The 19,951-nt window shown below is 66.6% G+C and carries 20 protein-coding genes; 15 read left to right on the forward strand and 5 right to left on the reverse strand.

The window, feature by feature from the left end; genetic code table 11:
• The 6 genes from G3N99_RS15985 to G3N99_RS16010 all read left to right on the forward strand — a co-directional run.
• The coding region (locus tag G3N99_RS15985) for a DHA2 family efflux MFS transporter permease subunit (RefSeq protein WP_206122878.1) at window positions 1–1,175 on the forward strand (1,175 nt) is incomplete at its 5' end.
• Window positions 1,176–1,350: 175 nt separating this feature from the next.
• Window positions 1,351–1,680 carry a hypothetical protein gene (locus tag G3N99_RS15990; RefSeq protein WP_011354865.1) on the forward strand — a complete coding sequence of 110 codons (330 nt, stop codon included), beginning with the start codon at window positions 1,351–1,353 and terminating at the stop codon, window positions 1,678–1,680.
• A 256-nt stretch (window positions 1,681–1,936) separates the two neighbouring features.
• Window positions 1,937–2,272 (forward strand): sugar ABC transporter ATPase, encoded by a 336-nt coding sequence (locus tag G3N99_RS15995; protein WP_174937459.1) that lies wholly within the window; start codon window positions 1,937–1,939, stop codon window positions 2,270–2,272.
• 136 nt (window positions 2,273–2,408) lie between these two features.
• Complete coding sequence (locus G3N99_RS16000; RefSeq protein WP_174937460.1) at window positions 2,409–3,998, forward strand: ABC transporter substrate-binding protein; 1,590 nt, start codon at window positions 2,409–2,411, stop codon at window positions 3,996–3,998.
• A gap of 170 nt (window positions 3,999–4,168) precedes the next feature.
• A complete protein-coding gene (locus G3N99_RS16005) occupies window positions 4,169–4,711 on the forward strand; it encodes a class I SAM-dependent methyltransferase (RefSeq protein ID WP_174942942.1) in 543 nt (180 codons plus the stop codon).
• A 27-nt stretch (window positions 4,712–4,738) separates the two neighbouring features.
• Window positions 4,739–5,992: a hypothetical protein gene (locus G3N99_RS16010; protein ID WP_206122879.1), complete on the forward strand. Its 1,254-nt coding sequence runs from the start codon at window positions 4,739–4,741 to the stop codon at window positions 5,990–5,992.
• Between the two features lie 18 nt (window positions 5,993–6,010).
• Here G3N99_RS16010 and G3N99_RS16015 read toward each other — a convergent pair whose 3' ends face one another.
• The 4 genes from G3N99_RS16015 to G3N99_RS16030 form a co-directional block, all read right to left on the reverse strand.
• A complete protein-coding gene (locus tag G3N99_RS16015) occupies window positions 6,011–7,318 on the reverse strand; it encodes an Nramp family divalent metal transporter (protein WP_206122880.1) in 1,308 nt (435 codons plus the stop codon).
• Between the two features lie 84 nt (window positions 7,319–7,402).
• Window positions 7,403–8,659: an oxalate decarboxylase family bicupin gene (locus G3N99_RS16020; RefSeq protein ID WP_206122881.1), complete on the reverse strand. Its 1,257-nt coding sequence runs from the start codon at window positions 8,657–8,659 to the stop codon at window positions 7,403–7,405.
• 403 nt (window positions 8,660–9,062) lie between these two features.
• Window positions 9,063–10,394: a type II toxin-antitoxin system HipA family toxin gene (locus G3N99_RS16025; RefSeq protein ID WP_206122882.1), complete on the reverse strand. Its 1,332-nt coding sequence runs from the start codon at window positions 10,392–10,394 to the stop codon at window positions 9,063–9,065.
• Window positions 10,395–10,397: 3 nt separating this feature from the next.
• Entirely contained in the window at window positions 10,398–10,646 is a 249-nt protein-coding gene (locus tag G3N99_RS16030) for a helix-turn-helix transcriptional regulator (RefSeq protein WP_089442206.1), read from the reverse strand.
• 256 nt (window positions 10,647–10,902) lie between these two features.
• Between G3N99_RS16030 and G3N99_RS16035 the strand changes: the two genes are divergently transcribed.
• The 9 genes from G3N99_RS16035 (at window position 10,903) to G3N99_RS16075 (ending at window position 18,844) form a co-directional block, all read left to right on the forward strand.
• Entirely contained in the window at window positions 10,903–11,784 is an 882-nt protein-coding gene (locus tag G3N99_RS16035) for a MurR/RpiR family transcriptional regulator (RefSeq protein WP_174937466.1), read from the forward strand.
• Between the two features lie 24 nt (window positions 11,785–11,808).
• A complete protein-coding gene (ddpX, locus tag G3N99_RS16040) occupies window positions 11,809–12,372 on the forward strand; it encodes a D-alanyl-D-alanine dipeptidase (protein ID WP_206122883.1) in 564 nt (187 codons plus the stop codon).
• 70 nt (window positions 12,373–12,442) lie between these two features.
• Window positions 12,443–14,044, forward strand: coding sequence for an ABC transporter substrate-binding protein (locus tag G3N99_RS16045; protein ID WP_206122884.1), 1,602 nt, complete (start codon window positions 12,443–12,445; stop codon window positions 14,042–14,044).
• A gap of 10 nt (window positions 14,045–14,054) precedes the next feature.
• Window positions 14,055–15,125 carry an ABC transporter permease gene (locus G3N99_RS16050; RefSeq protein ID WP_046548070.1) on the forward strand — a complete coding sequence of 357 codons (1,071 nt, stop codon included), beginning with the start codon at window positions 14,055–14,057 and terminating at the stop codon, window positions 15,123–15,125.
• Between the two features lie 66 nt (window positions 15,126–15,191).
• Window positions 15,192–16,106, forward strand: a complete 915-nt coding sequence (gene nikC / locus G3N99_RS16055; RefSeq protein ID WP_206122885.1) for a nickel transporter permease — start codon at window positions 15,192–15,194, stop codon at window positions 16,104–16,106.
• A 1-nt stretch (window position 16,107) separates the two neighbouring features.
• A complete protein-coding gene (locus G3N99_RS16060; RefSeq protein WP_174942930.1) occupies window positions 16,108–17,022 on the forward strand; it encodes an ABC transporter ATP-binding protein in 915 nt (304 codons plus the stop codon).
• Window positions 17,019–17,795 carry an ABC transporter ATP-binding protein gene (locus tag G3N99_RS16065; protein WP_206122886.1) on the forward strand — a complete coding sequence of 259 codons (777 nt, stop codon included), beginning with the start codon at window positions 17,019–17,021 and terminating at the stop codon, window positions 17,793–17,795. The genes G3N99_RS16060 and G3N99_RS16065 overlap by 4 nt, the downstream gene beginning before the upstream one ends.
• Before the next feature lie 128 nt (window positions 17,796–17,923).
• Window positions 17,924–18,178, forward strand: coding sequence for a GlsB/YeaQ/YmgE family stress response membrane protein (locus tag G3N99_RS16070; RefSeq protein ID WP_174937478.1), 255 nt, complete (start codon window positions 17,924–17,926; stop codon window positions 18,176–18,178).
• A gap of 330 nt (window positions 18,179–18,508) precedes the next feature.
• Window positions 18,509–18,844, forward strand: a complete 336-nt coding sequence (locus G3N99_RS16075) for a type 1 fimbrial protein (RefSeq protein ID WP_174937480.1) — start codon at window positions 18,509–18,511, stop codon at window positions 18,842–18,844.
• A gap of 63 nt (window positions 18,845–18,907) precedes the next feature.
• Here G3N99_RS16075 and G3N99_RS16080 read toward each other — a convergent pair whose 3' ends face one another.
• Window positions 18,908–19,780: a LysR substrate-binding domain-containing protein gene (locus G3N99_RS16080; protein ID WP_174937482.1), complete on the reverse strand. Its 873-nt coding sequence runs from the start codon at window positions 19,778–19,780 to the stop codon at window positions 18,908–18,910.
• Between the last annotated feature and the right edge of the window lie 171 nt (window positions 19,781–19,951).

Consider the following 19,951-nt stretch of genomic DNA (forward strand, 5'->3'; position numbering starts at 1 on the left):
TGCTGCTCGGCGCGTGGCCGCGGCAGAAATCGTCGAGCGCGCTGGCGCTGTGGTCGATGACCGCGCTCGTCGGCCCGATCGCGGGGCCGTCGCTCGGCGGCTGGATCACGTACGACTACAACTGGTCGTGGATCTTCTACATCAACATCCCGGTCGGATTCTTCGCGGCCGCCGTCACGTGGATCGTGTTCCGCGATCGCGAATCGGCCACGAAACGCATGCCGATCGACAAAGTCGGCCTGCTGCTGCTCGTGCTGTGGGTCGCCTCGCTGCAGATCATGCTCGACAAGGGCAAGGATCTCGACTGGTTCAACTCGCCCGTCGTGGTCGCGCTCGGCGTCGTCGCACTGATCGGCTTCGCGTTCTTCCTCGTGTGGGAGCTGCACGAGGCGAACCCGATCGTCGACCTGCGCCTGTTCACGCAGCGCAATTTCGCGGGCGGCACGATCGCGATCTCGGTCGCGTACGGGATGTTCTTCGGCACGCTGGTGCTGCTGCCGCAGTGGATGCAGGGCTATCTCGGCTACCGCGCGGTCGATTCCGGGCTCGCCACCGCGCCGCTCGGCGTGTTCGCGATCCTGCTCACACCGGTCATGGGGCGCCTGCTGCCACGCACCGATCCGCGCTACATCGCGACGCTCGCGTTCGTCGGCTTCGCGGTCGTGTTCATGATGCGCACGACCTTCTACACCGACGTGTCGCGCTGGGATCTCATTTTGCCGACGCTGCTGCAGGGTGTCCCGATGGCGATGTTCTTCGTGCCGCTGACGTCGATCATCCTGTCCGGGCTGCCGCCGGAAAAGATCCCCGCCGCGGCCGGCCTGTCGAATTTCGGCCGCACGTTCTGCGGCGCGGTGGGCACGTCGCTGATCAGCAACGCGTGGAACGATCGCACGATCCTGCATCACGCGCGGCTCACCGAACAGGCGAGCGTCACCAATCCGACCTTCGCGCAGCACGTCGACACGACGCGTTCGCTGCTGCACCTGGGCCCCGATTCGGCGCTCGCGTTCTTCAACGCATCGGTCGATTCGCAGGCGGCCGTGATGGGGCTGAACGACATCTTCTACGTGTCGGCGATCATCTTCATCGCGATCATTCCGCTGATCTGGATCACGAAGCCGTCGCGCTCGGGCGGCGGCGATGCCGATGCGGCGGCGGCCGGCGCGCATTGATCCGCATGCGCGACGATCGGGCCCCGTGCCGCGCACGCCGGGGCCCGCACCGCCACGCGCCCACGTAATAAAGACTTGCAATCGATACAGGCGGAAACGTCAACAGCAGGTGCCCCCTCCGCGTTTTTTGGACAAGCGCCCACGATCCGGACGCGCAACGACAGGAGAAAACACCATGCGAGCCCTTACCCGCCATCTCGCGATTGCCGCCACCCTGATGTCGGTGCTGACCGGCACCGCGTTCGCCGACACGCCTTGGCAACAGGCGCATCCGCGCCGCGAAGAGGTCAACCAGCGCCTCGCAAACCAGAATCGCCGGATCCATCACGAAGTGAAGGAAGGCGAGATGTCGCACGCACAGGCCGCGCGCCTGCACCGTGACGACCGCAAGATCCGCCAGGAAGAGCGGGACATGGCTGGGCAGGATCACAGCCACATCACCAAGAGCGAAAAGCACGTGCTGAACCAGCAGGAAAATGCGGTCAGCCACCAGATCGGCCAATAAGAGCGACAACACCGGCAAGTGCCATTCGCCATCACCTGAAACGCCCGCTGCCGCCTCGCGGCAGCGGGTGCTTGTTGTGTATCGAATCGTTTCAACGCGTCAACGGCTTCCAATGCTGCGGGTATACTCCGTCGTCAGCCGCCTGTCGCATCGTCGTCCGTCAAAAACGGCCCGATTCCGGGCGGTTTCGTCGCGAAGCTTCGCGTTTCGCCTACCCCGCGCCCCAGCCTCGATACGAGACACACGACGACCGACCATGAAACGATTCCTGCTGCTCCTTCCCGCCGCCCTGCTCGCCGCCTGCGGTTCCGCTCCCTCGTCCGACTCGGCCGCTTCGTCCGGCGCAGCGCCGATGATCTACGTGTCGTCGCAACGTCCGGCCTACGCGATCGCCAACTGCCTCGACAGCCGCCTGTCGGGCACCGAGCAATCGCAGCACAACGGCGTGACCGACATCGCCGTCGGCTCGAACTCGTACTTCGTCACGCTGACGCCGTCGGGCAACGGCTCGGTCATCAAGGTCGTGCGCGGCTCGGGCAACGAGCCGGCCGAGGAAGCGATGCGCTTCGCGATCGCGCGCTGCGCGATCTGATCCGAACCTGCCGATGCCGGGCGCCCGCCCGGCTCGCTGCTGCGCGCCGACCCGCCGGTGCGCACGCCGAATATTTTCATCCGGGCAGCCGTCGATGAGAGAATCGCACCCACGATTCCCTTTCCACGGAGCCCGCATGAAGCACCTGCTGTCCCGCCTGTTCGTCAGCGCCGCGCTCGTCGCGCTTGTTCCGGCATTGCCGGCGCAGGCAGCCACGCCGTCCGGCATCTTCGTCGTCGCCACGCAGCTCGGCGAATTCACGACCCTCGACCCGAGCGGGATTTACGAGCTGGTGCCGTCCGAGTATGTGGCGAACACCTACGAACGTCTGGTGCGCGTCGACCTGAAGGACCCGACGCGCTTCGACGGGCAGATCGCGCAATCGTGGACGGTCGGCGCCGACGGCGTGACCTACACGTTCAAGCTGCGCCCCGGCCTCACGTTCCATTCCGGCAACCCGCTGACCGCCGACGACGTCGCGTGGTCGCTGCAGCGCACCATCCTGCTCGACAAGGGGCCGGCCGGCGTGCTCGCCGATCTCGGCCTCACGAAGGCGAACGTGATGCAGAAGGTGCGCGTGGTCGATCCGCAGACCGTCGTGCTCGAAACCGACCGCAAATACGCGCCGAGCTTCGTGCTCAACGTGCTGAGCGCGTGCCCGGCATCGGTTTTCGACAAGAAGCTGCTGCTGTCGCACCAGCAGGGCAACGATTTCGGCAGCGGCTGGCTGCGGACCAACGACGCAGGCTCGGGCCCGTACCAGCTCGTCAAGTGGACGCCCAACGAGACCATCGTGCTGCAGCGCTTCGAGAAATACCGCACGCCGTACCCGATGAAGCGCGTCGTGCTGCGCCACGTGCCCGAAGCGTCCGCGCAACGGCTGCTGCTGGAGAACGGCGACGCCGACGCCGCGCGCAACCTGAGCCCCGACAGCCTCGCCGCGCTGACGAAGGCCGGCAAGATCAAGGTCGCGTCGTGGCCGGTGTCCGCGCTGCTCTACCTGAGCCTGAACACGAAGAACCCGAACCTCGCGAAACCCGAGGTGCAGCAGGCGATGAAATGGCTCGTCGACTACGACGGCATCCAGCGCAACATCGTCAGCACGACCTACAAGGTGCATCAGACCTTCCTGCCCGAAGGCTTCCTCGGCACGTCGAACGCGCGGCCGTACAAGCAGGACGTCGCGAAGGCGAAGGCGCTGCTCGCGAAGGCCGGCTTGCCGAACGGCTTCGACGTGACGATGGACATGCCGAACGACTATCCGTACCTCGAGATCGCGCAGGCGCTGCAGGCGAACTTCGCGCAGGGCGGCATCCGCGTGAAGCTGATTCCGGGTGATGCGAAGCAGGCGATCGGCAAGTACCGCGCGCGCCAGCACGACATCTTCATCGGCGAATGGTCGCCCGACTACATGGACCCGAACAGCAATGCGCGCGGCTTCGCGTGGAATCCGGACAACTCCGACCAGTCGCCGACGAAGATGCTCGCGTGGCGCAACAGCTGGGACATTCCGCAACTGACGAAGGACACCGAGGCCGCGCTCGTCGAGCCGTCGCCCGCGAAGCGCGCGCAGCGCTACGAAGCGCTGCAGAAGGCCGTGCTCGCGAACTCGCCGTTCATCATCATGTTCGAGAAGGTCGTGCAGGTCGCGACGCGCCCCGGCGTGACCGGGCCGGAAATCGGGCCGATCAACGACCTCGTGTCGTACCGCACGCTCGCGAAGTAATCGGAACGACCCGCGCGGCCGGCCGTGCCGGCGCGCGGGTAATCGCCGCGACCCGCCGCGCCGCCGCTAGGCCGCGCGGCAGCCGCGATCTACAATGGCCGACGCCGCGGGGGCCGGCTGATCCCGGCGATGGCACCCACCACCGAATTCGCTTCGCGAAGGAAAACAGGATGCGCACGCTACAACAACTGAGAATGGAATTCCTGCAGTACAAGATCGAACCGATCGGCTGGCTCGGCGACAGCCCTTCCCGTTTCGACTTCTATACGGAAACGGCGATCGGGTGCGACACCATCCTCGAGCTCGGCGTGTTTACCGGGCTGACCACGACGGCCTTCATGCTCGCGCAACCGAAGCGCCTCGTGTCGGTCGACATCTCCGACGAGTACTTCCACATCCGGCGCGAACTGGAGCAGGCCGCGCAAGACCTGTCGGTCGACTTCGAATTCAGGATCGCCGACGATCTGACGATGGAGCCGCTGGCATCCGACCTGCTGTTCATCGACACCACGCATACGTACGAGCAGACGCTCGCCGAACTGAACCGCTTCGGCCCGCTGGCACGCAAGAAGATCGTGCTGCACGACATGACCACGGCCGGCGTGTACCAGGCCGTGTTCCAATGGCTGTGGGACAACAAGCAGTTTCATATTACGTATCACGACAGCCGCGGCTGCGGCGCGATCGTCTGCGAGCGCCACGTCGGCTACTGAGCCGGGCACACGTAACGGGGAAAGAACATGCATTCGAGCGAGCACGCGGTCTGCGTGGCGATCAACGACAACAATCGCGCCTGGTACGAAATGCTCGTGCCGTTCCTGCTGTCGCTGCGGCACACCGGCTACGACGGCCGGATCGCGGTGATCGGCTACGGCCTCTCCGAACGCAAGCGGCAGATCCTGGCGAGCCAGTCGGTCGACGTGATCGAAGCGTCGGGCGCGTATGCGCTGCCGGTCGGCCGCTTCATCGAGGCCGCCGAGTATTGCGCCCGCAACCCGCAGATCCGCAAGCTCGCGCTGTACGACGCCGACATCTGGTTCTGCGCGCCGGGGTTCGACCTGTTCTCGCAGATCGGCGACGACCGGATCCACGCGTGCCCCGACCCGCTGTTCTGCACGTTCGTCGTCACGCCGCTGATCGGCGAGCGGCGCGACCATCACTGGCGTCTCGTCGTCGACGAAGTCTCCGCGCGCCACGGCGGCGCATTGCAGGCCGGGCTCGTTGCCGGGACCGCCGACGCGTGGGCACGCTACGCGGATCACCTGCGCGACTGCATCGCCCGCATCGGCACCGATTTCCAGGAATGCTTCGGGATCGATACGACGTTCCTGCACCTGTGGAGCGCACAGGGCGAAACGGCACTGCTCGATCCGGTCCAGAACTTCGTCAGCAAGTACGGCATTCACGAAGCATTCGATGCAGGCAGCGGCACGACGACGCTCCGGTACCACGGCGAGCCGATCCGCGCGCTGCACATGACCGGCGATATCCGTTTCCTCGACCGGTGGCGCTACTACGCGAACCACGTCGACGCCGCGCTGCGCGACGGCGTGCCGTTCGCGCTGTCGGCCGGCACGCCGGCGCAATCCGACGCGGTTGCCGCGCGCATCGCCGCGACCGACTACGTGCGCTCGGCCGGGCTGACCGTCGCGGCCGCCGCGATCGAGGGCAGCGCGGGCGCGTACCTGCAGGCGATCGACGAACCCGGCGGCACGATGCTGATCGGCAGCGGGAACCACGAAGTCGTGTTCACCGCGACCCGCGACATCGCGCGGCTGAATGTCTACGTCACCCATCCGTCCGGCTCGCCGTCGCCGCTGCTGTGCGAAGTGCTGGTCGACGGACAGCCTCAGCGCAAGGGCACCGAACTGATGGCGCATTTCTCGTATCAGATCGTGGCCGGCACCGTGATCACGCTGCGCTCGACGAGCCTCGGCGGCCAGCAATGCAACGTGATCTGGCGGCTGCGCGAGGCGCCGGACATGCAGCAGTAGGCGCCGGCCCGCTGCCGTTCAATTGAAGGCCGCCCACACCAGGTACGCATTCAACCCGACGATCACGACCGTCGCCGCCCCGGCGACGATCCGCAGCGGCAGCCGCATCGCGTAGGCGCCCATCACGTCCGCGCGCGCCGACAGCATCAGCAGCGCAATCATCGGCAGCGGCAGCACGAAACTCAGCACGACCTGGCTCGCGACCATCGCACGCGTGACGTCGCAGCCGAGCGCGACCACCGCGAACGCAGGCACGATCGTCACCGCGCGCCGTACCCAGACCGGCATGCGGCGGTGGATGAAGCCCTGCATCACGACCTGCCCGGCCATCGTGCCGACCACCGAACTCGACACGCCCGACGTCAGCAGCGCGACGAGAAACAGCGCGCCGGCCGCCGGCCCGAGCACCGGGACCAGCGTGTGATACGCGTCGCCGATGTCGGTCAGGCCCGGCGCGCGCGCGTGAAACGCCGACGACGCCATCATCACCATCGCGAGATTCACGAACCCGGCCAGCCCGAGCGCGACGACGACCTCGCGGTTCGAGAAGCGCACGAGCCGCCGCCGCTCCGCATCGTCGCGCGGCGCGGTGCGATCCTGCGTGAGCCCCGAATGCAGATACAGCGTGTGCGGCATGATCGTCGCGCCGATGATCCCGACCGCGATCGTCAGTGCCGCATGATCCGGAATCTGCGGGACGACCAGATGGAACGCGGCCGCGGGCCAGTCCTGCGGCGCGATCAGCAGTTCGCCGAGATAGCACGCGCCGATCACGCCGACCAGCGCGGCGATCGCGGCCTCCAGCGGCCGGAACCCGCGCTTTTCGAGCGCGAGGATCGCGCAGGTCGCGAGCGCCGTCGCGATCATCCCCGTGAACAGCGACAGGTGGCACAACAGCCCGAATGCGAGCGCGCCGCCGAGGAATTCGGCGAGGTCGGTCGCCATCGCGGCGATCTCGGACGCGACCCACATGCCCCATACGACCGGCGCGGGAAAGCGATCGCGACACAGCTCCGCGAGATTGCGGCCGGTCACGATGCCGAGCTTCGCCGACATCGCCTGGAACAGCATCGCGATCGCGTTCGCGGCCAGCACGACCCACAGCAGCCGGTAGCCGTACGCGGCGCCGGCCTGGATGTTGGTCGCGAAGTTGCCGGGGTCCATGTAGCCGATCGACGCGATCACGGCCGGACCGACGAACGGCAGCAGCGCGGCGACGCCGGTGCGGCGCCCTTCCAGTGCGGCGCGCGCAGCGCCGTCGGTATGCGCGGTGGACAATCCCGGCAGCGCGAAGCCGCCGGCAGGTTTGCTCGTGACGGGAATCATGGTGAGGTTCCGTTCGAATGAGGAAGGCTTCCTGAAGGTCGGGCGCCGTGGCCGGCATGCCGCCTGCCGGCCACGGCGGCGGCGTTACAGCGGCACGACGTCGGGACGGTTGCGCGGAAACTGAGCGATCACGTCCGGCGCGACGTTCAGGTGCGCTTCGACGAGCTGCGGCGGCGTATGCGCGAGCCAGTCGGACAGCGACACTTCCGCATAGCGGTCGGTCTTGAAGATCTCGAGGAACACCAGGTCGGTGCTGCCGGTGTTCTGCACGTAATGCCCGAGACTCTTCTTCACGTAGCCGACGTCGCCCGCGCGGAAGTCGGCCGTCTGCGCTTTCGGCCCCGTGTCGAACACGGTCATCCGTGCGTCGCCCTGCAGGTAGTACTGCCATTCGTCCGCGTTCGGGTGCCAGTGCAGCTCGCGCATGCCGCCCGGATGCACGGTGACGAGCGCCGCCGCGACGGTGGTCGACACGTTGAAGTTCGTGCTGTCCGCGATGCGCACTTCGCCGCCGCGGGTCTTCCTGACCGGCTTCATGTCGCCGAGCGAGAAGATGAACGGATGCGGCGGCGCCCCGGCCGACGACGCCGACGCGCGCTGTGCTTCCGCGAGCGGGCCCGGTTCGTCGCCCTGGAAGATCCACAGGTTGTCGAGCGGGATGTTCTTGAACGCGTCGGCCGACACGCCGAAGTTGAGCGCGAGCACGTCGGGCGGCGTGTGCGCGATCCAGTCGGTCAGCAGCAGCGTGTTGAATTCGGACGCACGACCGTTATCGAACGCGAGCAGGAATTCGGCGCCGTCGGTGCCGAGGCCCTGCAGCGAATGCGGCAGGCCGGGCGGGAAATACCAGAGATCGCCGGTTTTCACGTCCTGCACCGAGGGCCGGCCAAGTTCGTCCAGCACCGTGATCCGGCAGCGGCCGTCGAGCATGATGGCCCACTCGGCCTGCTGGTGCCAGTGCATCTCGCGAATGCCGCCACGCGTGAGGCGCATGTTGACGCCGGAAATGGTTTCGGAAATCGCAAAATCGTCCTGCGTGACCTCACGCGCCCATCCGCCATTTTGAATGCGTTTATGCGCATTATTGAACGAGGCCCAGAATAACGGCATGCCGTTGATATCGGTGGCCGGCGGATCCTGAAAGGACGGGAATTGATTTGCGATTACCGGGTTTTTAGGCCCCGGGTCGGTCAGGCTCTGGCGGTTGCGCACATTCACCGCGCCCTCCGGCGGGCGGTCCGGATTGCCGAACGAGGCAGCCTTGGCCGATACCGCGATACCCGCGGCGGCAATGGCGCCGGCCGTTCCCGCCAGCATCTTGCGTCGAGAAAGATTCGTCATGGTTTCCTCTTCATGCCTGCGATTGAGTGAATTTCCATTACGGAACACATGCCGTTTTTCGGATTATCGAAAATCGAACATCCCGTGACGCAAGTTAAATCCAGTTTTCATTAAAACTTAAATGAATTATTAACCTGAATTAATGAGTTAATCTGATTCGCTTTAATTTTGTAATTATTGAGGCGCCGTGGGGTGCGGGGTGCAGGCGATCGATGCCGATGGATCGGTCGGGGCGAGTGAAGGTGGAAATGCGACCGGGCGCGGCGGCGATGCCAGGAATGGCGACAGGAAGAGGTTGATGTGTGTCACGCACGATCGCGATGTAGCGCAATCGCTATGCATCACTGATCATCCGGACGAAAGCGTACGAATGCGGATACGACGAACGCCGGGTAACCCGGCTTCATTCTCGCGGCATTTCGTCGAGCCGTTGCGCGGCGAACTGCAACCCGCCCAGAATGCGTTCCGCGACCCGCGTCGGAAAACCGGCGGGCAGCGCCGCACCGACAGATTCGATCACCTGCGGCGTCATGGCGACGAGCCGTTCGACGATCGGCGTCGCGATATCACCGAGCAGACAGTGTTCGGCCATCGCGCTGAAGTGCCGTCGCGTAATGTCGCGCATCGCGTAGTGCTTGTGCTTTCCGTGCACGGCCATCGCCAGCTTCGCCTTGTGCCACGACCATTGGTTCGCGCCGTCGCCTTCGACTGGCCAGATCGACATCACGTCGTAGAGCGGCGTGAGACAGAAACGGCCGCCCGGCAGCAGGCGCAAGCTGAAATTCTTCGCATGCCCGTCCGGCGCCGCGAGCATCCAGAACACGATCAGCGCCGCGAACAGCGTGTCGAGATCGTCCCGCGCCGTTTCCGAACGGCGCAGGAGGCCTGCCAGGTCGGGCACGCCGGGGCCGCCGTGCGACTCGTACTTCAGGTGTGGCGGCACGCCGAGCGCCTGGCAGAAGTCCTCCTGCGGCAAGCGCAACAGCCATCCGCCGTCACGATGCAACGCACGATCGAAACGCTCGACCGACAACGCCTTGTGCGCGCCGAAATGCACGATTTCCGCATTCGCGGCAGGCAGGCCGTAAGCGCGCAGGATCGCAAGGCACAGCCACTCGTTCTCGACTGAAGCCGTGAGGTCGGCCCGCTTGTTGCCAACCAGGCCGAGCGGCAACTTGAGAATATGCGTCGTCGGCGTCGCGCCATGCGGGCGCATCCATCGCCCGTCGTGAAACAGCAGCGCGGTCTTTTCCTGGGCACCGGCCAGCGACAGCCGGAAATCGTCGTCTCCGGCCGCGACCACCACACCGCTGGCCTGGTCGAGCACACGTGCAACGTCGTCGTCCGACAACGGCATACCGTCGATACGATCCAGGCCGGTCGGCACGTCGTCTTCGCCGAGCAATTGCACCGCCCCGACGCAGTCACGACCGAGCGCGGCGAGAAGGTCGAACGGCTCGGTCGTCGCTGTGCCGAACCTTGCGGCCAATCGGCGCCGGATGACGTCGCTGTCCGGAAGCAGGTTGTCGAAGTAGTGATTGATGCGTTCGCCGCGCAGCGGCGCGTCGCCGACACCAAATGGCAACGACAGCGACAACGGGCGGCCGACGGTCGACTGCTTCCAGCCCGTGTCGTACAGCAGTTCCATGTCGCCGCGCGCGGGAATCCGCCAGGTGCCGACCCTCTGGCCATTCGCCCAGATCGACAATGCGCGAGTATGCGATTTGCGTCCCATCGCTTACCACTCGACGTCGGCGGAGCCGCGCCCGTCCTTCGTGCGGATGCTGAGCTCGAGACCGTACAACGCGGTCAGTTCGAGCAACTGGCTGAGCGACAGGCTTTCGGTACGCGTGGATTCGAGCAACGACAGGCGCGACTGGCCCACGCCGATCCGCATCGCTGCTTCGGCCTGCGTCAGGCCCTTGGCCTGACGCGCCGACGACAGAATCTCGCCCAGTTGCGCGGGCGTGTTGACGATGAAATTCACGGTGTGGATTCCTGGAGACAATAAACGCAGTATATTCCTGTCAGGCATAAACGCAAATTATTCCTGACAGGAATAAATGTAAAATATGTCTCTTAGGAATAATCTACTGCCCTGCTCACGCCCCTCCCCGCCACCCAGCCAGCTTTCGACCCTATCACCTATCCTCACACCATAGTTTTTATCCGCTGGCGCGAATGATTTTGGCTTTGTTAGATGGATGACATTCGATCATCAGACGACAACGATCTAACAGTCGATGACCTGCGCGTTCGCTCATACCGTCGAATCCCGCTATGCCGAGCTGACGCCGACCGCCAAGCGCATCGCGAGCTACATGCTCGCGAACCTCGACCGGCTCGGACTCGAGACGGCCGACCAGATCGCGCAGCAGGCCGGCACCAGCGGCATCTCGGTCGGGCGCTTCCTGCGCAGCGTCGGCTATCGCAACCTCGACGACCTGAAGCGCGAGCTGCGCGGCGGCGGCGACCGCCCGTGGATGATCACCGACCGGCTCGACGAATACCGCCGCGTCGCCGGCACGCAACCGGCCGAACCGGACGGCAACGGCAGCGAGGGCCCGCTCGCGTCGTCGCTCGAGCGCGAGCTCGATGCGATCCGCCACGTGTACCGGCTCGCCGAAGGCCCGGTGTTCGCGCAGGTGGCCGACCGGATCGCGCAGGCGGACGCCGTGTTCATCCTCGGCATCCAGTCGACGCGCGGGATCAGCAACGCGTTCAGCAGCTACCTCGAATACCTGCGGCCGCGCGTGTTCTATTCGGACGGCCAGTCGGGTTCGTACGTCGATTCGCTGAACTCGGAATTCGAGCGGCCGTACTGCATCGTCACCGATACGCGCGCCTATTCGCGCAGCGCACGCCGCTATTGCCAGGCGGCGGCCGAGCGCGGGCAGCCGTTCGCGCTGGTCACCGATCTGTCGTGCCCGTGGGCGCGCGACTGGCCGGCCGACCTGCTGCAGGTGAAAACCGACGTCGGCCAGTTCTGGGACTCGCTCGCGCCGCTCACCTGCCTGTTCAACCTGCTGATCACGGCCGTGGTCGACCGCCTCGGCCCCGCGATCGACCGGCGCGTCGCGCGCAATCGCGAACTGCAGCACACGTTCGATCAATTCGAATCCTGAATGCGAGTGCCCTCCGAACCGCCGATGAACGCTCACCGCCTCGTTGAAATCACGCCCGCCACGCATCGCGTCGACATCGATCTCGTCTACGCGACCGATCGCAACCTGACCGGCAAGCCGATCTACCGCCACGCGCACTGCCTGCTGCTGGAACCGGCCGAAGCCGCACTGCGCCGCGCGGTGAACGTCGCGGCGCAGGCCGGCTTCACGCTGCGCATCTACGACGCGTACCGGCCGCCGCAGGCACAACAAGTGCTGTGGGATTTCCTGCCCGATCCGAACTTCATCGCCGATCTCGGCCGCGGCTCGAATCACAGCCGCGGCACCGCGCTCGACCTGACGCTTGTCGGCGCGGACGGCGAGCCGCTCGACATGGGCACCGGCTTCGACGAGATGGTCGCGGCCTCCGGCCACTTCCACGCGGGGCTGCCCGGAGCCGTGCAGCGCAATCGCCTGCTGTTGCTCGGCGTGATGCACGCGGCCGGCTTCGCGCACATCGACAGCGAGTGGTGGCACTACGAATTGCCGGGCTCGCACGCGCTGCCGCAGATCGACAATGCCGACAGCGGCCCGTGGCACCTGATGTGATGGCCACATGCAGTCCCTTCACCGTTCACGTTCGACGCCTTCAACGACTTCAACGACACATGGAGCGCACATGAAATTGCTGACATCCCGGCTCGTCGCGGCGCTGGCCGCCGCGTCCGTTCTCGCCGCCGTTCCGCTTTCCGCCGCGCGCGCGGAAACGCCGAAGGACATGTTCGTGATGGCCACGCTGCTCGACGAATTCACGACGCTCGACCCGGGCGAGATCTACGAGCTGGTGCCGGAGGAATACGTCGCGAATACGTACGACCGGCTCGTGCGCGTCGACCTGCGCGATCCGTCGAAATTCAACGGCGACGTTGCGCAGTCGTGGACGGTGAGCACCGACGGGCTGACCTACACGTTCAAGCTGCGGCCCGGCCTCAAGTTCCACTCGGGCAACCCGCTGACGGCCGACGACGTCGCGTGGTCGATCCAGCGCGCGGTGCTGCTCGACAAGGGCCCGGCCGCCGTGCTGACCGGCATCGGGCTCACGAAGGCGAACGTCGTCGCCAACGTGAAGAAGCTCGACGACCTGACGGTATCGGTCACGACCGACCAGAAGTACGCGCCGACCTTCGTGCTGAACGTGCTCGGCTCGTGGCCCGCATCGGTGGTCGACAAGAAGCTGCTGCTGTCGCACCAGCAGGGCAACGACTTCGGCAACGCATGGCTGAAGACCAACGAGGCCGGCTCCGGCGGCTACAAGCTCGTGAAATGGACGGCCGGCGACAGCCTCGTGCTGCAACGTTTCGACGGCTACCGGCTGCCGCTCGCGATGAAGCGCATCGTGCTGCGCCACGTGCCCGAAGCCGCGAGCCAGCGCCTGCTGCTGGAGAACGGCGACGTCGATGCGGCGCGCGACCTGAGCCCCGACGATCTGGCGTCGGTCGTGAAATCCGGCAAGGCGAAGGTGTCGGCCTCGCCGCAGGCGACGCTGCTGTATCTCGGCCTGAACACGAAGAACCCGACGCTCGCGAAACCCGACGTGCAGGAAGCGCTGAAGTGGCTGGTCGACTATGCGGGGATCCAGGGCAACGTGGTGAAGACGACCTACAAGGTGCACCAGACCTTCCTGCCCGAAGGCTTCCTCGGCACGCTGAACGCGAACCCGTACAAGCTGGACGTCGCGAAGGCGAAGGCGCTGCTCGCGAAAGCCGGCGTGCCGAACGGCTTTTCGGTGACGATGGACGTGCGCAACGACTATCCGTACACCGAAATCGCGCAGGCCGTGCAGGCGAACTTCGCGCAGGCCGGCATCAAGGTGCAGCTGATCCCCGGCGACAACAAGCAGACGCTCGCGAAATACCGCGCGCGCCAGCACGACATCTACATCGGCGAATGGTCGGCCGATTACATCGATCCGCACAGCAACGCGCAGGGTTTTGCGTGGAATCCGGACAATTCCGACAAGTCGAGCTATAAAATGCTCGCCTGGCGCAACAGTTGGGACATTCCGCAACTGACGAAGGAAACCGACACCGCGCTCGCCGAGCCGACCGCCGCGAAACGCGCGCAACGGTACCAGGCGATGCAGAAGGAAATGCTTGCGCGTTCGCCGTTCGTGATCATGTTCGAGAAAGTCGCGCAGGTCGCGACGCGGCCCGGCGTGAGCGGGCTCGAAGTCGGGCCGATCAACGATCTCGTGTCGTACCGCAACCTGAAGAAGCAATAAGATTCGCCGCATGTCGACTCCCGCCTCCTCCCTCGAAGCACTGCGCACGCTGCCCGCGCGGCGCCCGGCCGTACGCTGGGCCCTGCGCGTGCTGCGCTGGGCGCTCACGCTCGCCGTCACGTTCGCGGGGCTGCTCGCGCTGACGTTCGTGATCGGCCGCAAGGTGCCGATCGATCCCGTGCTCGCGATCCTCGGCGATCGCGCATCGGCCGAGGCGTACGCGGCCGAACGCATCGCGCTCGGCCTCGACAAGCCGCTCGTCACGCAATTCCTGATCTATGCGCGCGACGTGCTGCACGGCAATCTCGGCATGTCGCTGCTGACCGCGAACCCCGTGCTCGACGACATCAAGCGCGTGTTCCCGGCCACGCTCGAACTGGCGACGATCGCGACGCTGATCGGCATCGCGATCGGCGTACCGCTCGGCGTCGCAGCCGCCGTGAAGCACAACCGGCCGATCGACCACATCGCGCGCTTCGTCGGCCTGATCGGCAATTCGGTGCCGGTGTTCTGGCTCGGGCTGATGGGGCTGCTGCTGTTCTACGCGCGGCTGCACTGGGTCGGCGGGCCCGGCCGGCTCGATCCCGTGTACGACGGGATGGTCGACACGCGCACGGGCAGCCTGCTGATCGACGCAGCGCTCGCGGGCGAGTGGGACGTGTTCCGCAACGCGGTGTCGCACATCGCACTGCCGGCCGCGATCCTCGGCTACTACTCCGTCGCGTACCTGAGCCGCATGACGCGCTCGTTCATGCTCGACCAGTTGAGCCAGGAATACATCGTCACCGCGCGCGCGAAGGGCCTGTCGGAACGACGCGTGATCTGGCGGCACGCGTTCGGCAACATCATGGTGCCGCTGCTCACCGTGATCGCGCTCACGTACAGCAACCTGCTCGAAGGCTCGGTGCTGACCGAGATCGTGTTCGCGTGGCCGGGGCTCGGCTCGTACCTGACCGGCGCGCTGCTGAACGCCGACATGAACGCGGTGCTCGGCGCGACGCTCGTGATCGGCGCGATGTTCATCACCGTCAACCTGCTGACCGACGCGCTGTATCGCGTGTTCGATCCGCGTGCGCGCTGAGGGCCGGCCCGACATGACCGCTTCCACCCTGCTTCTTTCATCGCCCATGCCGAAGGTCGTCCATTCATGAACGCCGAGCGCCTCACGCTGCGTGCGTGGCTTCTCTCCGACGCGCCCGCGTCGCGCTCGCAGGCCGCACTCGGCCTCGCGTACCGACGCTGGCGCCGGTTCGCCACCAACCCGCTCAACCTGTTCGGGCTCGCGATCCTCGTCGCACTGATCGTGGTCGCGATCGTCGGCCCGCTGATCATGCCGCACGATCCGCTGCGCCAGGTGCTGTCCGACCGGCTGCTGCCGCCCGGCTCGCCGTCGCACTGGCTCGGCACCGATCAGCTCGGCCGCGACATCCTTTCGCGGCTGATCGCCGGTTCGCGCCTCACGCTCGGCATCGCCATCCTCGTCGTCGTGATCGTCGTGCCGATCGGCCTGCTGATCGGCACGACGGCCGGCTATTGCGGCGGCTTCGTCGACAGCGTGCTGATGCGCATCACCGACATCGCGCTCGCGTTCCCGAAGATCGTGCTCGCACTCGCGTTCGCCGCCGCGCTCGGGCCCGGCGTGATCAACGCGGTCGTCGCGATCTCGATCACCGCGTGGCCCGCGTATGCGCGGCTCGCGCGCGCGGAGACGATCCGCATCGCGCAGGCCGACTTCATCCACGCCGCACGCCTGCAGGGCGCGTCGGGCCCGCGCATCCTGCTGCGCTACATCATGCCGCTGTGCATGTCGTCGGTGATCGTGCGCGCAACGCTCGACATGGCCGGCATCATCCTGACCGTCGCGGGCCTCGGCTTCCTCGGCCTCGGCGCGCAACCGCCGAGCCCCGAGTGGGGCTTCATGGTCGCGTCGGGCCGCAACGTGCTGCTCGACGCGTGGTGGGTCGCCACGCTGCCCGGCTGCGCGATCCTGCTCGTGAGCCTCGCGTTCAACCTGCTCGGCGACGGGCTGCGCGACGTCTTCGATCCCCGCCATGGAGCGTGACATGCCGATGAATCCCGCCCCCTCGCCCGCGCCGCTCTGCGAGATCGACGGCCTGAAGATCGGCTTTCGCGGCCACGACGGCACCGTCACCGATGCGGTGCGCGACCTGTCGCTGACGCTTGCGCCCGGCGAACGGCTCGGCATCGTAGGCGAATCGGGCTCCGGCAAGTCGCTGACGGGCCGCGCGCTGCTCGGCCTGCTGCCCGACGCCGCGCGCTGGTCGGCACGCACGATGCGCTTCGCGGGCCACGACCTGCTCGCGATGTCGCCGGGCGAACGCCGGCGGTTGTGCGGCAGCCAGATGGGCATGATCCTGCAGGACCCGAAATACTCGCTGAACCCGGTGATGACGGTCGCGAAGCAGATGGGCGAAGCGTTCCGGCTGCACGAGCCGGGCCTGCGCGGCCGCGCGCTGCGCGAGCGGATCGTCGAGGCGCTGTCTGCCGTGCAGATCCGCGACCCGGCGCGCGTCGCCGATGCGTACCCGCACGAGCTGTCGGGCGGCATGGGCCAGCGCGTGATGATCGCGATGATGGTGTCGACCGGCCCGCGCCTGCTGATCGCCGACGAGCCGACCTCCGCACTCGACGTCGCCGTATCGATGCAGGTGCTCGCGGTGCTCGACGCGATGATCGCGCGACACGACACGGGCCTGATGTTCATCAGCCACGACCTGCCGCTCGTGATGTCGTTCTGCGATCGCGTCGCGGTGATGTACGCGGGCCGCGTGGTCGAAACCTGCGCCGCGCGCGACCTGCGCGACGCATCCCATCCCTATACGCGCGGGCTGCTCGCGGCGAACCCGCCGCTCGCGAACCCGCCGGACGAACTGCCCGTGCTGCGGCGCGATCCGGCGTGGCTCGAGCCTGCGTCGCACGCCGGCACGCCCGCCGATCGACAGGAGGCCGCACGATGATCGACGTCGATCACGCATCGATCCGTTTCCCGACCCGCACGGGTCACGTCGACGCCGTGCGCGACGCGAGCTTCGCGGTGCGCGACGGCGAGGTGTTCGGGCTCGTCGGCGAATCGGGTTCCGGCAAGTCGACGCTGCTGCGTGCGCTGACGGGCCTCGTGCCGCTCGCGTCCGGCAACCTGTCGATCGACGGGCGGCCGGTGGGCGGCACGCCCGATCGTGCCTTTCGGCGTCAGGTGCAGATGGTGTTCCAGGATCCGTACGCGTCGCTGCATCCGCGCTTCACGGTCGACCAGACGCTGCGCGAGCCGCTGTCGATCCACGGCATGGGCGACACCGATGCGCGTATCGCCCGCGCACTGTCCGAGGTCGGCCTCGGCCCCGCGTTCCGGTTTCGCTACCCGCACCAGTTGTCGGGCGGCCAGCGGCAGCGCGTCGCGATCGCGCGCGCGCTGATCGTCGAGCCGCGCGTGCTGATGCTCGACGAGCCGACGTCCGCACTCGACGTGTCGGTGCAGGCCGAGATCCTGAACCTGCTGCGCCGCCTGCATCGCGAACGCAACCTGACGATGATCCTCGTCAGCCACAACCTCGCGGTGATCGGCTTCCTGTGCCAGCGCGTCGCGGTGATGCAGCATGGCGAGATCGTCGAGCTGCTGCGGATCGAGGACGTACGCGCCGGGCAGGTGGCACGCGACTACACGCGCACGCTGCTGAACGCGACCGAAGGCTACCGTCGTCTCGACCCGGTGGCGGGTGCGCCGGCGGCCTGACATTTGCGCGCCGCGCCGGCGTGCGATACTCGGCACGCCACGCGCCGCGCGGCCGCGCATGGAACCCTTGTGCGCCGCACGGGTCAACTTCGTTTCGTCAACAGCTCAACCGCAATAGGGAGGCGTTCATGCTGCAATTCATCGAAACCCTGGTCGTCGGGCTCATCGTCGGCCTCCTCGCCCGCGCGCTCAAGCCCGGCGACGACAAGATGGGCATCCTGATGACCACCGTGCTCGGCATCGTCGGCTCGCTGGTCGCCGGCTACGTCGGCCGCGCCGCCGGCTGGTACGCACCGGGCCAGGGCGCGGGCTGGATCGCATCGATCATCGGCGCGATCGTGCTGCTCGTGATCGTCGGCGCGATCCGCAAGCGCACGAACTGAACGACGCACCTTCGGCTCCAACGCAAAACGGCCGCTCATCCCGAGCGGCCGTTTTGCTTTCCGGGCGGCGCAAGGCCGTTGCCCACACAACGGTCACGACGACCGTTCGTCCTTCGATCTTATGCCACCCGGCATTTCCCTGACTTGCGGTTGCGCAGATTCGGCCTAGATTGATTTAAGCAATGCGCAATCGTTTGCTGATTGCCATTATTTCGATTTTTTCATTCAAGAGGTCCGATCGTTTTGCCGTTTACGCATACAGCATCGCAGCGTTGACGGACTGCCACCCGAGCGGCCCCGCTGCGACGCGCTTCCTCTCTGGAGCCTGTCATGAAGCATCGCCCTATCGCCGCCTCGTTCGTCCTGGCTGCCTCGCTTCTGGCCACTTCCTCGTCCTTCGCCGCCGGCACGTCCGGCATCATCCACTTCTCCGGCATGATCGTCGAGCCGCCCTGCTCGTTCGCGCTCGATACGGCCGATCTCGCCCGCGGGCACGTCCGCCCCGACTGCCCGCGCCCGGCCACCGGCCAGATCGCGTTCGTCGACGCAGCGAGCCAGCAGGCCATCAAGACCACGACCTTTACTCAGGCCTCGCGCGCAATCGTTTTACCGAACCGTCCCGGCAACAATCAGGCGCCGATGATCGCCGTCGTGACGTACCAGTAAAGCCGTCCCCGGCGCGGTATTCAACGGATTTCGCGCGCCGGTCCGGCGCGCGCGCTTCGCCGGTCAATCGCGATGGCGCGCGATCCAGTCGCTGAACGCGCGGATCTTCTGCTGGTTGCCGATGTTCTCGGGATAGACGAAGAAATAGCGCGCGCCCGTTTCGAGCACGATGTCGAACGGCCGTTCGAGCCGGCGCGCGCTGACGTCGTCGTCGACGAGCGTCACGTCGCCGATCGCGACGCCGAAGCCCTGCATCGCCGCATTCGTCGCGAGATCGAGCGTGTCGAACGTCGGCCCGCGCGCGGGATCGACGCTGCGCTCGCCTGCATGATCGAGCCACGCGCGCCAGTCGCGATGGTCACGGGTCGGGTGCAGCAACGTATGACGCGCGAGATCGCCGACCGTATCGAGCGGCGACGTCTGCCGCAATTCGGGCGCGCAGACGGGCGTCAGCCGCTCGTCGAACAGCGGCAGCGCGAATACCCCTGCGCCCGGCGACGTGCCGTAGACAACCGCAGCATCGAACGGCTCGGTCGAGAAATCGACGACGTGCTGCCACGCGGTCGTGATCTGCACATGGAGATCGGGATGCTCGCCCTGGAAGCGCATGATGCGCGGCAGCATCCAGCGCATCACGCAGGTCGGCACCTTCAGCGCGAGGTCGGTGCGCTGCCGCGTGAGCCTCATCGAAATATCTTCGATCCGCGCGAAGCTCTCGTTGACGACCGGCAGCAACTGCTCGCCCTCCGCCGTCAGCGTGAGGCCCTTCGCATGCCGCTTGAACAACGGGAAACCGTAGTGCGCCTCGAGCGTCTGGATCTGCCGGCTGACCGCGCCCTGCGTGATGCACAGCTGCTCGGCCGCGCGCGTGAAGCTGCGGTGGCGAGCCACCGTCGAGAAGATCTGCAGCGCGTGCAGGGGCGGAAGTCGGCGCATGAAGAAGGCAATCGGAAAAACGGCGCGGAAGGACCGCGCGCCGATCCCGGCGCGCGTTGTCCGACACGATAAGCCAAACGACGGCTTTGCGCGAGGCGCGGGACGCTCAGGCCGTCGCGGTGAGCGCGCCCGCCACGATGCGCGCCGCCGACGCAACGACGTCCGCGCGGG

This window comes from Burkholderia sp. Ac-20392 (genome assembly GCF_017104585.1).
GTDB lineage: Bacteria > Pseudomonadota > Gammaproteobacteria > Burkholderiales > Burkholderiaceae > Burkholderia > Burkholderia lata.